Source organism: Novosphingobium sp. KN65.2 (assembly GCF_001368935.1).
In the GTDB taxonomy this organism is placed as follows: Bacteria; Pseudomonadota; Alphaproteobacteria; order Sphingomonadales; family Sphingomonadaceae; genus Novosphingobium; species Novosphingobium mathurense.
The window spans coordinates 1-15,151 of the sequence record NZ_CCBH010000156.1 but is presented as its reverse complement, the minus strand read 5'-3'; the positions used below and the strand labels follow the sequence as shown (position 1 = coordinate 15,151).

The 15,151-nt window shown below is 61.3% G+C and carries 13 protein-coding genes and 1 other RNA gene; 9 read left to right on the top strand and 5 right to left on the bottom strand.

The annotated features are described in order from the left end of the window. The first annotated feature begins 61 nt into the window (after positions 1-61). The 3 genes from tig to clpX all read left to right on the top strand — a co-directional run bounded on the left by tig (position 62) and on the right by clpX (position 3,963). Entirely contained in the window at positions 62-1,705 is a 1,644-nt protein-coding gene (gene tig, locus SPHV1_RS12910) for a trigger factor (protein ID WP_054946452.1), read from the top strand. Between the two features lie 193 nt (positions 1,706-1,898). Next, a complete protein-coding gene (gene clpP, locus SPHV1_RS12905; protein WP_054946451.1) occupies positions 1,899-2,567 on the top strand; it encodes an ATP-dependent Clp endopeptidase proteolytic subunit ClpP in 669 nt (222 codons plus the stop codon). Positions 2,568-2,700: 133 nt separating this feature from the next. Beyond that, positions 2,701-3,963, top strand: a complete 1,263-nt coding sequence (clpX, locus tag SPHV1_RS12900) for an ATP-dependent Clp protease ATP-binding subunit ClpX (RefSeq protein ID WP_054946450.1) — start codon at positions 2,701-2,703, stop codon at positions 3,961-3,963. A gap of 83 nt (positions 3,964-4,046) precedes the next feature. Here clpX and SPHV1_RS12895 read toward each other — a convergent pair whose 3' ends face one another. After that, the gene (locus tag SPHV1_RS12895; RefSeq protein ID WP_054946449.1) at positions 4,047-5,006 is read right to left on the bottom strand and encodes a cation diffusion facilitator family transporter; all 960 of its coding nucleotides are present in this window, start codon (positions 5,004-5,006) and stop codon (positions 4,047-4,049) included. 372 nt (positions 5,007-5,378) lie between these two features. Here SPHV1_RS12895 and SPHV1_RS12890 point away from each other — a divergent pair, with 372 nt between their 5' ends. Then, a complete protein-coding gene (locus SPHV1_RS12890; protein WP_054946448.1) occupies positions 5,379-7,853 on the top strand; it encodes a TonB-dependent receptor in 2,475 nt (824 codons plus the stop codon). Positions 7,854-7,936: 83 nt separating this feature from the next. Here the strand turns inward: SPHV1_RS12890 and mtgA are convergent, their stop codons facing one another. From mtgA to SPHV1_RS12875, 3 genes are all read right to left on the bottom strand, one after another. Next, a complete protein-coding gene (gene mtgA, locus SPHV1_RS12885) occupies positions 7,937-8,602 on the bottom strand; it encodes a monofunctional biosynthetic peptidoglycan transglycosylase (RefSeq protein WP_176167961.1) in 666 nt (221 codons plus the stop codon). A gap of 222 nt (positions 8,603-8,824) precedes the next feature. After that, complete coding sequence (rpoH, locus tag SPHV1_RS12880; RefSeq protein ID WP_054946446.1) at positions 8,825-9,736, bottom strand: RNA polymerase sigma factor RpoH; 912 nt, start codon at positions 9,734-9,736, stop codon at positions 8,825-8,827. 89 nt (positions 9,737-9,825) lie between these two features. Then, positions 9,826-10,782 (bottom strand): RluA family pseudouridine synthase, encoded by a 957-nt coding sequence (locus SPHV1_RS12875; RefSeq protein ID WP_054946445.1) that lies wholly within the window; start codon positions 10,780-10,782, stop codon positions 9,826-9,828. 18 nt (positions 10,783-10,800) lie between these two features. Between SPHV1_RS12875 and SPHV1_RS12870 the strand changes: the two genes are divergently transcribed. The 4 genes from SPHV1_RS12870 (at position 10,801) to rnpB (ending at position 13,236) form a co-directional block, all read left to right on the top strand. Further along, entirely contained in the window at positions 10,801-11,196 is a 396-nt protein-coding gene (locus SPHV1_RS12870; RefSeq protein WP_054946444.1) for a M67 family metallopeptidase, read from the top strand. Positions 11,197-11,389: 193 nt separating this feature from the next. Continuing rightward, positions 11,390-12,031 carry a histidine phosphotransferase family protein gene (locus tag SPHV1_RS12865; protein ID WP_054946453.1) on the top strand — a complete coding sequence of 214 codons (642 nt, stop codon included), beginning with the start codon at positions 11,390-11,392 and terminating at the stop codon, positions 12,029-12,031. A 35-nt stretch (positions 12,032-12,066) separates the two neighbouring features. Then, a complete protein-coding gene (locus tag SPHV1_RS12860; RefSeq protein ID WP_054946443.1) occupies positions 12,067-12,771 on the top strand; it encodes an N-acetylmuramoyl-L-alanine amidase in 705 nt (234 codons plus the stop codon). Positions 12,772-12,778: 7 nt separating this feature from the next. Beyond that, an RNA gene (rnpB, locus tag SPHV1_RS12915) (RNase P RNA component class A) lies at positions 12,779-13,236 on the top strand. Between the two features lie 43 nt (positions 13,237-13,279). On the opposite strand, the gene SPHV1_RS12855 is transcribed toward rnpB, so the two are convergent. After that, complete coding sequence (locus SPHV1_RS12855; protein WP_054946442.1) at positions 13,280-14,080, bottom strand: metallophosphoesterase; 801 nt, start codon at positions 14,078-14,080, stop codon at positions 13,280-13,282. Between the two features lie 241 nt (positions 14,081-14,321). Here SPHV1_RS12855 and SPHV1_RS12850 point away from each other — a divergent pair, with 241 nt between their 5' ends. Further along, a complete protein-coding gene (locus tag SPHV1_RS12850; protein ID WP_054946441.1) occupies positions 14,322-15,080 on the top strand; it encodes a TorF family putative porin in 759 nt (252 codons plus the stop codon). Positions 15,081-15,151 lie beyond the last annotated feature (71 nt).

The following is a 15,151-nucleotide window of genomic DNA, read 5'->3' as shown; positions in this document are numbered from 1 at the left end:
GGATGAAGCGAGAGAGTCGGTCGCGAGAGCGACCACAAGGATTGCACAGGAAGGCATCGAAATGCAGATCGTCGAAACCACTAACGAGGGACTGAAGCGCGCCTACACGGTGACCATCCCCGCCAAGGATATTTCCGCTCGCGTCGAGGGCGAGATCAAGAAGATCGCGCCGCAGGTACGCATGCCCGGCTTCCGCCCCGGCAAGGTTCCTGCGAACCTCGTCAAGAAGATGCACGGCGAGGCGATTCACCGCGAAGCGCTCAACACTACCATTCGCGAAGCGATGGACAAGCTCGTTGCCGACAATGCGCTGCGCCCGGCCATGAACCCGGACGTGGCTCTGGGCGAGGGCTATGAGCAGGGCAAGGACGCCGAGCTCACCGTCAGCCTGGAAGTGCTCCCGGTCATCGCAGCACCGGCCATCGACGGCCTGAAGCTCGAAAAACTGATCGTTCCGGTTGCCGAATCGGCGATCGACGAAGCGGTTGAGCGCATCGCCTCGCAGCAGCAGCGTTTCGAGACCAAGGACGGTGCGGCAGAAGACGGCGACCAGGTAATCATCGACTTCACCGGCAAGCTCGACGGCGTCGAGTTCGAAGGCGGCAAGGCCGAGAAGGCCCCGCTGGTGATCGGCTCGGGCCGTTTCATCCCCGGCTTCGAAGAACAGCTCGTCGGCATCAAGGCCGGTGACGAGCGCACCATCACCGTGACCTTCCCCGAGGACTACCAGGCCGAAAACCTGAAGGGCAAGGAAACCACCTTCGACATCGCCGCACACGAAGTGAAGGCTCCGGCCGAAACCAAGATCGACGACGATTTCGCCAAGGAACTGGGCCTTGAGGGTCTCGACCAGCTCAAGGAACTGCTGAAGGGCCAGCTCGAGCAGGAAACTGCCGGCCTTACCCGCACCGCCATGAAGCGCTCGCTGCTCGACCAGCTAGCCGCCGGCCACGACTTCGACGTGCCGCCGACGATGGTCGAGGCCGAGTTCAGCCAGATATGGCAGCAGCTCACCCATGAAGCCAGCCACGAGGAAGATCCCGAGGCCGCGCTGAAGGAAATCGAGGCCGAGAAGGACGACTATCGCAAGATCGCCGAGCGCCGTGTGCGCCTGGGTCTGCTCCTGTCGGAAATCGGCCAGACCAACGGCGTCGAGGTTTCGCAGCAGGAAATGTCGATGCTGGTTTCGCAGGCGGCGCAGCAGTACCGCCCCGAAGACCGTCAGCGTTTCATGGAATACGTCGCCAACGACCCGATGATGGCCGCCCAGCTGCGCGCGCCCCTCTATGAGGACAAGGTCGTCGACTTCCTCATCGAGAAGGCCGAAGTCACCGAGCGTGAAGTGACCCGCGACGAACTGCAGGCTGCGATCGAAGCCGACACCGACGAAGCGACCGCGAATAAGCCGGCCGCGAAGAAGGCCCCGGCGAAGAAGGCTGCTGCCAAGAAGGCCGATGCCGCCGACGAGGGCGAGGCCGAAGCGTCTGCCGCCAAGAAGGCTCCGGCGAAGAAGGCCGCTACCAAGAAGGCCGACGACGCCGACGTGGAAGAAGCCGATAAGCCGGCTGCCAAGAAGGCTCCGGCGAAGAAGGCTCCGGCCAAGAAGGCTGAAGCTGCCGAAGAAGGCGAGGCCAAGCCTGCTGCCAAGAAGCCTGCTGCCAAGAAGGCTCCGGCCAAGAAGGCTGCCGAGAAGACCGAAGACTGATCCCGGTCGGTGCTTTGCGATTGACGGCCCGGTGTGCTCTGGCACGCCGGGCCGTTGTCGCATCCCGGTCTCTGCCGGATTTGAGGTATCGCTGAAACAATTGTCCCATTCCGGATGTCGATTGATCGGTTAATCCCCTTGAACATCGGCAAACGGCACGCGACATAGACGGTCCAACCAGAAGAGGACTCCCATGCTCGACCTGTTTGGCGCCTCGGGCGCCCAAGGAAAGTTCACCACCGATCCCGTGACCGGCGCTCTTGTGCCCATGGTCGTCGAGCAGACCAGTCGCGGTGAGCGCAGCTTCGACATCTACTCGCGCCTGCTGCGTGAGCGCATCGTCTTCGTGACCGGTGAGGTCGAGGACCACATGGCCTCGCTCATCGTCGCACAGTTGCTGTTCTTGGAATCGGAAAATCCCTCGAAGGATATCTCGATGTACATCAACTCGCCGGGCGGTGTCGTCACGGCGGGCATGGCGATCCATGACACCATGCAGTACATCAAGCCGCGCGTTTCGACCGTGTGCATCGGCCAGGCCGCATCGATGGGCAGCTTCCTGCTCGCTGCAGGTGAGCCGGGCATGCGCATCGCGCTGCCCAATGCCCGAATCATGGTGCACCAGCCCTCGGGCGGCGCGCGCGGCATGGCATCGGACATCGAGATCCAGGCGCGTGAAATCCTGCGCATGCGCAAGCGCCTGAACGATCTCTACGTGAAGTACACCGGCAAGTCGCTCGACGAAATCGAGAAGGCGATGGACCGCGATACCTTCCTCGAAGCCGAGGAAGCGCTGGCCTTCGGTCTCGTCGACAAGGTTTTCGAAACGCGGCCTGATGCGGAGAAGACGGCCGAAGGATGATGCGGCAGGGTGAATGGCGATACGCGGTGTTAGCCATTTAGCCAGTCTCAACGAATTCGGCCTAGGATTGCAAAACCGGCCCCCCGCAGAGTAGACTAATCGAGTCGCCTCAAACGGGGGCCAAAGACGGAAAATGACGAAATTGAGCGGATCTGACGCGAAAAGCACCCTTTACTGCAGCTTCTGCGGCAAGTCGCAGCACGAAGTGCGCAAGCTGATCGCGGGACCCACGGTCTTTATCTGTGACGAATGCGTCGAGCTCTGCAACGACATCATTCGTGAGGAAACCAAGGCCGGGATCGCGGGCAAGAAGGATGGCGGCGTGCCGTCTCCCCGCGAAATCTGCGAGACGCTTAACGACTACGTGATCGGCCAAGACCGCGCCAAGCGCGTGCTGTCGGTGGCGGTGCACAACCACTACAAGCGCCTCAAGCACAGCGGCAAGCAGGGCGACGTCGAGCTGTCGAAGTCGAACATTCTGCTGGTCGGCCCGACCGGTTCCGGCAAGACGCTGCTGGCGCAGACTCTGGCCAAGACGTTCGACGTGCCCTTCACGATGGCCGATGCCACCACGCTGACCGAAGCCGGTTACGTGGGCGAGGACGTGGAAAACATCATCCTCAAGCTGCTCCAGGCTTCCGACTATAACGTCGAGAAGGCGCAGCACGGCATCGTCTACATCGACGAGATCGACAAGATCAGCCGCAAGGCCGAGAACCCGTCGATCACGCGTGACGTTTCGGGCGAGGGCGTGCAACAGGCACTGCTCAAGCTGATGGAAGGCACCACCGCTTCGGTCCCGCCGCAGGGCGGCCGCAAGCACCCGCAGCAGGAATTCCTGCAGGTGGACACGACCAACATCCTGTTCATCTGCGGCGGCGCCTTCGCGGGCCTCGAAAAGATCATCGCCGACCGCCTGCAGAAGCGTTCGATCGGCTTCGGTGCACACGTCGCCGATCCCGACAAGCGCCGCGTGGGCGAGCTCCTGCAGAAGTCGGAGCCAGAAGATCTGCTCAAGTTCGGCCTGATTCCCGAATTCGTCGGCCGTCTGCCGGTCATTGCGACGCTGGAAGATCTCGATATCGCTGCGCTCGTGAAGATCCTCAAGGAGCCGAAGAACGCGCTCATCAAGCAGTACCGCAAGCTTTTCGAGCTTGAGGACGTTGAGCTGACCTTCACCGACGAGGCGCTTGAGGCGATTGCCCAGAGGGCAATCGACCGCAAGACCGGTGCCCGTGGCCTTCGCTCGATCGTCGAGGGTCTGCTGCTCGATACCATGTACGACCTGCCGACCGAGACCGACATCGCCGAAGTCGTGGTCGACAAGGAAGTGGTTGAAGGCCGCAAGGAACCGGTTCGCGTACTCAAGGGCGACAAGGCCGAAGCCGCGGCCTGAGGTTCAGCGCCGGACAGAACGGAAAAAAGGCCGTCCGCAGCGATGCGGGCGGCCTTTTTCTTTGAGACGCGGTGCTTTGAAAGTCAGATGACTGCTTCGCTTTCCAGGGCACAGGGTGCGTCCGGATCTGTCTCGATCTGGATCGTCGGGTGGCCGATGCCGAACTCGTGTTCGAGGTCGCGACCGAGTTGGCGGAGGAACGTGTCTTCGCGGCTTGCGCCCGGCATGACGAGGTGGGCGGTGAGCGCTGTCTCGGTCGTGCTCATCGGCCAGACATGGAGGTCGTGGACCCGCACGACGCCGGGTTGCCTCTCGAGGAAGGTGCGTACTTTCGCTACGTCGATATGATCGGGTACAGCCAGCATTCCCATACGCAGCGAATCGCGCAGAAGGCCCCAGCTCGACCAGGCGATCACGGCGGTGATAAGCAGGGACGTGATTGGGTCGATCACGGCAAGGCCAGTCCCGTAGATTGCCAGGCCGGCCAGCACGACTCCGGCAGAGACCGCCGCGTCAGCCATGAGGTGGACGAAAGCGGCACGCAGGTTGAGATCGCTCTTGCTGCCCTTGGCGAAAAGCAGGGCGGATAGCGCGTTCACGGCAATGCCGACTGCGGCCACGACGATCATTGTCATCCCGGCCACAGGTGCAGGATCGTTGAATCGCCGGATCGTCTCGACCAGGATCGCGCCGATGGCGACCCAAAGCAGCGCCGCATTGGCGATCGAGGCGAGGATCGAGGAACTCTTCAGGCCGTAAGTGAAGCGTTCCGAAGGCGGCCGGGCGGCCAACACGCTCGCGGCCCATGCCAGCATTAGCGAGAGCACGTCCGAGAGGTTGTGCCCGGCATCGGCCAGCAGTGCCATCGAGCCGCTGAACAGCCCAGCGACGACTTCAGCGATAACGAAACCGACATTGAGCGCGACGGCAATGGCGAAAGCCGTGTTGGCGTTGCCGGGCAGCGGCGGAGCGTGATGGTGGTGCCCGTGGCTATGCCCGTGACCATGGGAATGGTCGTGCCCGTGATGATGTCCGCTGCCCATGGCTGATTTCATCGCACGTGCGGGCAAGGGCCAGCAAGCTATGAAGTATCATCACATGTCATTCATTTCGAACGGAAAATTGTGCGCTATTCGGCCACTGCTTCGAGGCGTGACATTTATGCCGCAAGGCAGCATTGAGCTGCCTTATGTAAGGTACTGATATAAAACAGAATCACGTATATTACGAAATATTGACAATGGCAATGGTTCATTAAATTACGACATTGAGATCAAAAAGGAATCTTGAACGTCAGAAAGTTGTCATGGGACGATGCTCTTAGCGGCTGCAGCAAATCCGACGCGGTTCTCTCCCACCGAAAATTTGCTTCCGCCCTTTTCGCTTCAACCCGATCTGACAATTCAGGGGTCCCCATGAAGTTTCAAACCGCTTTGAACACCGCCACCAGCGTGCTGGCCGTAGGTGTCGCTTTCCTTTCCGTTCCCGTGCTTGCCCAGTCGACCGGTTCGGTCGACTTCGAGGAAGACACGATCATCGTCACCGGACGGATTGATCGCTCGGTCGCTGGCGTTGAATTGCCGGACACGCCCAAGGCCAAGCAGGTCCTGACCCAGGAGTTCATCAGCCGCGGCACGCCGGGCCAGACGATCAACGAGACGATCAACTTGATCCCGGGCGTCAATTTCCAGAACTACGACGGTTTCGGATCTTCAGGCGGTAACCTGATGATCCGCGGTTTCGACGATACCCGCATTTCGCAGACCTTCGATGGCATCCCGGCCAACGACACCGGCAACTACGCGCTCTACACCAACCAGAATCTCGATCCGGAACTGATCGAGCAGGTCAACGTCAACCTCGGCACGACCGACGTCGACTCGCCGACTGCATCGGCCACCGGCTCGACCGTCAACTACCGTTCGTTGACGCCGACCCACGAATTCGGCGCACGCATGGTCGGTACGGTTGGCGACCAGAGCAAGATGCGCATCTTCGGCATGATCAATACCGGGGATCTCAACGATTCCGGAACGCGTGCCTACTTCGCCGCTTCGCGCGATACCTATGACGCGCTGTACGGCAACTTCGGCGAGATCAAGAAGACCCAGCTCAACGCCAAGATCTATCAGCCGCTCGGCGACAGCGGCGATTTCATCGCCGTGTCCGGCCATCTCAACAACAACCGCAACAACATGTCCTCCGACTGGAAGCTGACCACCACGGATGGCATTCCGCTCACGAAGTCCGCGCGCGATGACTACGTGGTCGAGCGTTGCACGATCCCGGCAGGTACGTCGGGCGTGAAGGATGTCGCGAACAAGAACGGCTGCGGCTCCGCGTGGGAATATCGCTACAACCCGTCGAAGACCGGCAATATCCGCATCAATTCGCGCTTCACCCTGAGCGATAGCCTCGTCCTGACCGTCGACCCTTACTTCCAGTACACGTCGGCCAACGGCGGCGGCACGAGCGTCGGCTATGAGGGCACCTACAGTGGCACGATCACCAGTGGCTATATCGGCGGCAGCCCCTACTTCGGCGGCGTCGATCTGAACGGCGATGGCGATACGCGGGATACGGTGCTCGTATCCACCCCGAGCCAGACCGTGACCAACCGCATCGGCGTCATCGCTTCGCTGCGCTATGACTTCGGTGACAACAACCGAGTGCGCCTGGCCTATACCTACGACCGTGGCCGCCACCGTCAGACGGGTGAGGTCGGCTTCCTGCAGGCCAATGGCCTCGCCCAGAACTACTTCAACAACAAGAAGCCGCTGACCGATGCGGCAGGCAACGTTCTGGAGAAGCGCGATCGCCTGTCCTACGCGATCCTGAACCAGGTTTCGGGCGAGTACTCGGGCGACTTCATGAACGACTCGCTGCACATCGTTGCCGGTGTACGTGTCCCGTTCTTCCGCCGCAACCTGACGCAGAACTGCCTGACCACCAGTTCATCGGGCTATGTTGACTGCTTCGCCACCAACAGCGCGGACGAAGCGACCCGGGCTGCGGAAAATCCCGGATACGGTGCACCCGACAACCGGGTCTTCAATTACAATCGCGTTCTGCCCACGGCAGGCTTCACTTACGACTTCACGCCTGAAGCGAGCCTCTACTTCAACTACTCGAAGGGCGTGCAGGTCCCGGGTACCGACAACCTCTACAACTCGTTTTTCTACGCGCGCGGCACCGAGGGTGCCAGCTCGGCCAAGCCTGAAACTTCGGACAACTTCGACCTTGGCCTGCGCTTCCGCAGTGGCATGATCCAGGGTTCGTTCGGAGGCTGGTACACGATCTTCGCCAACCGGCTTTCCTCGGCCTACAATCCCGAAACGGACCGCACGACTTATACCAACCTCGGTACGGTCGACCGTTACGGCCTCGACGCAACGCTCGCCGTCAGCCCGGATAGCCACTTCAAGGCCTACGTCTTCGGATCGTACCTGTGGTCGAAGATCCGTGACGACGTCCAGACCGGGGTCAACGATTTTGCCAAGACCTCCGGCAACATGGAAGGCGGCGTTCCCAAGCTCACTTTTGGTGGCCGCGTCGAAGGCAACGCAGGCCCGGTCTCGCTCGGCGTCGAAGCCAAGCGTACCGGTTCACGCTACTACAACAGCCTGAACACTCCGGTCTACAACAAGGCCGGGGATCAGATCTGGGCAGCCAAGGTTCCGGGCTATACCGTGGTCAACCTCGACGCGCGTCTGGACCTGGGCTTTCTGGGCATGGGCGACAAGACCTACCTGCAGGCCAACGTCACGAACCTGTTCGACGAGTTCTACTATGGCTCGTTCGACGATGCAGGTGTGGACAGCAGGGCAACGACTTACGCCTATATCGGTGCACCGCGCACGTTCTCGGCCTCGATCAACTTCCAGTTCTGATCGCAGCCGGACAACGACCGGAAACAGCGAGGGGGGAGGGGACTTCGGTTCTCTCCCCCTTTCTTGTACGTGATGGCGGCGGCTTACTGGTAGACGCAGGCGTCGTAGCCGTCGCGCTTCACGGTGCCGATGCGCGCGGCGATCGTGTTGCCGTAGCGGCGGGTGAAGCCCGAGGGGCTTTTGACTGCGCGGGTTTTGGGGCTGGGCAGGGCGGCTGCCATGCGTGCCGCTTCGGTTGGGGTCAGGTTGGCTGCGGACTTGCCGAAATAGCGCTGGGAGCCAGCCTCGACGCCGTAAGTGCCGATGCCGGTTTCCGCGACGTTGAGGTAGACTTCCATGATCCGGCGCTTGTCCCACAGGTTTTCGATCAGAAAAGTGAACCAGACTTCCAGGCCCTTGCGCAGGTAGCGGGTCCAGCCTTCGCCCTGCCAAAGAAACACGTTCTTGGCGGTCTGCTGGCTGATCGTCGAACCTCCGCGCAGACGACCGCCGCGGGCATTGCGCTCTATCGCCTTCTCGATCGCCTCGGTGTCGAAGCCGCTGTGGCTGCAGAACTTGCCGTCCTCTCCCGCGACGACTGCGGCAACCATGTTGCGGTCAATCCGGCTCAGCGGTTCCCAGTCCTTGGTGATGCCGTTGCCGTCCATCACCATGGTGACGGTGACCGGCGGCGGCACGAACCGGTAGAGGACAGTGAGACCCACGCTGATGGCGACGAACCAGACGATGGTTTTGGCAAGGATGCGCAGCAAGGGAGAAGGGCTCCGGAGATCAGGTTGGACGGCCCACTGGCGAATGCGTCGTGGGCCCGGTGATCTACTAGCGATCTTGTAGCTGCCGGAAAAGCGCTCCGCTGGACAGGTGCCCGACACCCCATGATGGCAGATAGGAAAAAGGCCGGGCCTACCCCCTTTGGGTTGGCCCGGCCTCTTGTCCGGCTTGCGGTTGGCCTGAAGTCAGGCCACCTGCGGTCAGGTTGCCGGCATGAGGCGCTTTTCACCGGCAATCCGGTTCATCGCCTTCTGCAGCTTTTCGAAGGCACGAACTTCGATCTGGCGCACGCGCTCGCGGCTGACGTGGTAGACTTGGCTCAGCTCCTCGAGCGTCTTGGGGTCGTCCGTCAGGCGACGTTCGGTGAGAATGTCGCGTTCGCGGTCGTTGAGCGAATCCATCGCTTCGACCAGCATTTCGTGGCGGACCGAAGCTTCCTCGGCGTCGGCAACGGTTTCGTCCTGCAGCGGGCGGTCATCCGCGAGGATGTCCATCCACTGGCCTTCGCCTTCCTCGCGCAAGGAGACGTTGAGCGAGGCATCGCCGCCCATCATCATGCGCCGGTTCATGTTGACGACTTCGGTTTCCGACACGCCCAGGGTCGTTGCGATCTTGGCAACGTCGTCCGGGTGGAGGTCGGTATCCTCGTAGGCGTCGAGGTTCTTCTTCATGCGGCGCAGGTTGAAGAACAGCTTCTTCTGCGCGGCGGTGGTGCCCATCTTCACGAGGCTCCACGAGCGCAGGATGAACTCCTGTATCGAGGCCTTGATCCACCACATCGCGTAAGTCGCGAGGCGGAAGCCCCGATCGGGTTCGAATTTCTTCACGCCCTGCATCAGGCCGATGTTGCCCTCGGAAATCAGTTCCGAAACGGGCAGGCCATAGCCGCGGTAGCCCATCGCGATCTTCGCGACGAGACGCAGGTGGCTGGTTACGAGTTGGGCGGCAGCCTCCGGATCCTCATGTTCCTTGTAGCGCTTGGCGAGCATGTATTCCTGCTCGGGGGCAAGTACCGGGAACTTGCGAATCTCGCTCATGTAGCGGTTGAGGCTTTGCTCACCGCCCAGAGTCGGCACAGCCGGGAGATTGCGTTCGTTGTTGCTCACGTTCATCCGTCCTTTCCGGTCGGCCATCGGTCAAAGACCCTTGCTAGGCGTCTTAGCTTGCGGCCACCTGTTCATGATAGCACATAAATCCGATTTCAGTTTTGCAATTCATCAATGAGTGCCGCCATGTCGGCGGGGACTGGGCTGACGAAGTGCACCTTCTCCTTCTTAACGGGATGAATGAAGCCAAGTTCCGCGGCGTGAAGCGCCTGGCGGGAAAATTGTAGCCTCTGGAGAATCGGGCGAAGCGCTGAAGGTGTACGTCCATAGACAGGATCACCCAATAGCGGATGGCCGATTGACGACATGTGAACGCGCACCTGGTGGGTGCGTCCGGTTTCGAGACGGCACTCGACGAGCGAGGCATGCCGGAGCCTCTCGAGGGTGCGGTAATGGGTCACCGCGTGCTTGCCGCGGCCTTCTTCGACAGTGGCCATTTTCTTGCGATTCGTGCTCGATCGTCCGATCGCGCCCGTCACCGTGCCGGCAATCGGAATCGGGTGCCCGCCGACTATCGCCTTGTAGGCCCGCTCGATCGAATGATCGGCGAACTGTGCAGCCAGCCCCTCGTGCGCCCGGTCGGTCTTGGCGACGACCAGCAATCCGGACGTATCCTTGTCGATTCGGTGGACGATGCCGGGGCGGGCGACGCCGCCGATCCCTGACAGCTGCCCGCGGCAGTGGTGGAGCAGGGCATTGACCAGCGTTCCGTCGAGATTGCCGGCAGCCGGATGGACCACGAGCCCGGCCGGCTTGTCGATGACGATGAGGAATTCGTCCTCGAACACGACATCGAGCGGGATGTCCTGCGCTATTGCCTCGGCCGGTGCCGCTGCGGGCACGCGGATCGCGAAGGGCGTGCCCTCGCTCACCTTTAGGGACGCTTGCGCCGCGGACTTCCCGTCCAGCGTCACGCGTCCTTCGCCCAGCAATGCCTTGACCCGCTCACGCGAGAGGCCGCTGGCTTCTGCCAGCATCTTGTCCAGTCTGCCGCCGCCAGGGCCGATGCAGCCTTCGATCAGATCTTCAGAGATGTTTGAACTACCCCCCATTGCGGCTAAGATTTGGGGATGGTCGTCGAAGTGACAAGTGGGGTGCTGGCAAGAATGCGCGAAGAGGCGAGAAAGGCCTCTCCGCGTGAATGCTGCGGGGTGCTTCTGGGTCACGGCGAACGGATCGACGAGGCACTGGTCGCGGCGAATGTCGCGCAGGATCCCGAGCGCAAGTTCGAGATCGATCCGCTGGTCCTGCTCTCTTCGCACAAGCAGGCGCGTGCGGGGGGCAAGCAGGTGCTGGGTTACTACCATTCGCACCCGGTCGGGCATCCCGTGCCTTCTGCCACCGATTGCGAGCATGCTTCTGGCGACCAGCGCATCTGGGCCATCGTGGCAGGAGAGGAGATCGGATTCTGGCGTGATGGGGCGAAGGGTTTCGAGCGGATCGAAATCCGTATGGTCGAGCGATGAAACCGGGCTTTTCGAAGAAATCCACCGGCATTCGGAACGTTCGATCCCAAATGAACCGCCACTACGGTTGCTTTCTGGTGCAAGAGCGGGAAAGGTCCGTCGCAAGCGGGGAAGCAGTTGCGCAAGCGACAATGGTTGTCGCCTTGCAGGCAATTGCTTGAAACCCGGACTGAAAAACGAGAGCCTTTGATTGATGACCATCAGTCCCGTCGAACTTGCCAGCCTTCTGTGTTCACGCCTTTGCCATGACATGCTCAGCCCGGTCGGTGCCCTGACCAACGGCCTTGAGCTGCTGTCGGACGAGAAGGACCCGGAGATGCGCCAGCGCTGCTTCGAACTGCTCGACCAGAGCGCGCGCATATCGGCCGACAAGCTCAAGTTCTTCCGCCTTGCTTTCGGTGCAGCGGGCGGCTTTGGCGAAATGATTCCGGTGAACGAGGCGCGCGCCCTGATCGATGCGCTTGTCGCCAGCAATGCGCGGATCTCGGTCAATTGGGCCTTCGCAAGCGATGTCATGCCCAAGCCAGCGATCAAAACCCTGTTGAATTTCGGGTTGATCGGCATCGAGGCGCTGCCGCGCGGCGGCACCATCGACTTCGCGGCGGAACTGCGCGACGGCACCAGTGAGATTGTGGTACGCTCCGCCGGTCCGCGCATCGCCTTCGATCGCGATATCGGTCGTGCGCTGGAAGGCTCGTTGCCGGAAGGAGACCTGTCGAGCCGGACTGCACCAGCGGCGATGCTGCACCAGATGGCGCAGGATGCCGGGGGCGGGCTGCAGTTTGCGCTTGCCGAAGATGCGCTGGTACTCGGCGCGGTTCTTCCGGGGGCCTGAAGGATCGCAGGTATCGCTCAGATGGGAGCCCGACGATGAATCGATGGTTGGTCAATCACGTCGTCGCGTCTCCCAACTGTAATATGCGCAAGCGGCCGATTTCGATGGTCGTGCTGCACTACACCGGCATGAAGTCGGCGCAGGAGGCGCTGGAACGGATGTGCGATCCGCAGGCCGAGGTTTCGGCCCATTACATGATCGACGAAGAGGGCATCGTCACCAGTCTCGTGCCGGAGGAAAAGCGTGCCTGGCATGCCGGACGCTCCTACTGGCGCGGTGAGGCGGACGTGAATTCGGCCAGTATCGGGATCGAACTGGTCAATCCGGGCCATGAATTCGGCTATCGTCCGTTCCCCGAGCCGCAGATGGACGCGCTCTTGCCGCTTCTTGCGGACATCATGGATCGCCACGATATTCCGCGCGCCAACGTGGTCGGCCATTCCGATGTCGCGCCGGCCCGCAAGCAGGACCCGGGTGAGTACTTCGACTGGGCCCGGCTCGGTGAACTGGGGCTCGCGCTCGAGATTCCGAAAGCCAAGATGAACCTGTTCTACGACAACCCGGGGGCCTTCTATCTCGCGCTGGAGCGGTTCGGTTACGACATTACCGATGGGCGCGCTGCCGTGCGGGCGTTCCAGCGACGTTGGCGGCCGGAAATCATCGATGGTGAAATCGATGGGGAGATCGGGGGAATCCTGTTCGAACTCTTGTTGGAGCGTGACATCGGTCGTGCTAGGTGACCGCTCGCCGGGGAGCTGGGCAGCCGCGTCCTTCGTCAAGCTCAGCATGAGCGGGGCAAAGGCCGAGGAAAGTCCGGGCTCCACGAAACAAGGGTGGCGGGTAACGCCCGCCGGGCGACTCTCGCGCAGGCGAGGGGAAGCTTAGGGATAGTGCCACAGAGAGCAGACCGCCGATGCCTCTTCGCGAGGCAGGCAAGGGTGAAAGGGTGCGGTAAAAGCGCACCGCGCTTCCGGTAACGGCAAGCGGCATGGTAAACCCCACCCGGAGCAAGACCGAATAGGGGCTGCTGGCCTTAGGCTTTCGGGCCGACAGGCGGGTCGGTTTCGGACCCAGGCAGCCCGGGTTGGTCGCTGGAGCGGCGCGGCAATGCGTCGCCGAGAGGAATGGCTGCCGCCGCGGCGTAAGGTCCCAGTCTTGGGAGACCACGCCAGGCACAGAACCCGGCTTACAGGCTCCCCGGCATATGGCTCGCGTCATCGACGCGAGCCGACATTTCACAATGAAGGATCATGCCGCCGCAGCAAAAGTGGAGATGGCTCCAGCTTCGTCTTCGCGTGCCTGGAGGAACCAGCGCTCGGTCCCTTCGATGCCGATTGCGGTCAGTGCGCCGAATACGAAAGCGCCCGTATCGATACCGATGCGGTTGCTGCGCACTTGGGGTTCCTCGGCGATCGTATGGCCGTGGATGACGAAAGCGCCGAAATCCCCGTTGTGGCTGAGGAAGGGCTCACGGATCCAGCGGCAGTCGCGCCCGAGCTGGTGATCGAGCGGGGTCTGCGGCCTGATGCCGGCGTGCACGAACAGGTAGTCGCCATTGCGTATCAGCTTGGTGAAGCTGTCGAGGAACGCGATGTCGTCGTTCGGGATCGCCTCGATCATGCGCAGTTGCAGCTCTTCCGGCTCTGCTTCGTCGATAAACCTCTCGTCTATGCCGTACGACATGATCGTTTCACGACCGCCGTATTTCAGGAAGCCGCGCAGGACATCGGCATTCACGAGGCTGGCGATGAGCATTTCCTCGTGATTGCCTTTGATGAATTCGAGCCGGCGATGCGTTGCCCACTCTTTCGCGCGTGCAACAACGGCAGAGCTGTCCGGTCCGCGATCGATCAGGTCGCCGAGAAGGATTACTGTGGTGTTTGCGCTTCCCCGATCGGCGTCATCCTGCTCGATGGCCCCTATCAGCGAATTGAACAGGTCGATCCGGCCATGGATGTCACCAATGGCATAGACCCGATCGCCTGAATTCAGTGTCGGGATACGGGCCGCTTTCTGACGTCCCAGCATGGTGCGGATCTTTGTGAACATTCTGGTTCGAGAGTTATAGGCCCCAAGGGAATGGCGGACAAGGTAATCAGCGACCCGTTTCGTGTAGTGGCAGAAAGTCCACACTTTCTTTCCCGTGTGTTGCTGAATCGAAATTTTTCTTGTGCCGTGCGGTGGTGCAGTGCAGCATTAGTGGGCTGGCAAGATCGGTTCCATGAAGAGAACTGACGGCCAAGCGCAGGTGGGACGATGCATGGATAAGAAAGTTAGTGAGGGAATGAATATGCTTACGTCCGTCCGTGGCCTTTTCGCTGCAACTCTTTTCGCGGGTGCCGCACTCGCAGCAACCCCGGCATTCGCCGATGACGCCGGTGTCCCTTCGGACATCACCATCTCGGGCAATGCCGCGCTGGTTACCGAATACCGCTTCCGCGGTGTTGATCTCTCGGGTGGCGATATCGCTGTCCAGGGCGGCGTCGACATCAGCCATTCGAGCGGCTTTTACGTCGGCACCTGGGGTTCTTCGCTTGACGAAGATACCGTCGGTTACGGCCACACCGAGCTCGACCTGTACGGTGGCTGGTCGGGTGACATCGCCAACGGGATTTCGGGCGATATCGGCGTGCTCTACTACGCTTACCCGAACGCACCGGCCGGTGACTACGACTACGTCGAATTCTACGGCTCGCTCAGCAAGACCCTCGGTCCCGTGGATGGCACTGTCGGCGTCGCATATGCCCCGAAGCAGGATTCGCTTGGCGGCACCGACAATCTTTACATCTACACCGATCTCGGCGTGTCGGTACCGAACACCCCGGTCAGCCTGAAGGGTCACGTCGGCTACACCGACGGCTATCTCACCTATACCGCCGACGGCGATGCCTTCGACTGGTCGATCGGTGCTGAATTCGCCGTCAACAGCAACTTGAGCGTTGGCGTTTCGTACGTCGATGCGCAGGGCAGCCGTACGACCTTTGGTGACGGTTCATCGTACAATTTCGTCGACGGCGCTGTCGTCGGCTCGCTCTCGGTCTCGTTCTGATCGACAGCTGATCGCGATTGACTTCGCAGGAGGGCCCCCCCCCCGCGTTTTTGGGGGGGGGGGTTTTTTTT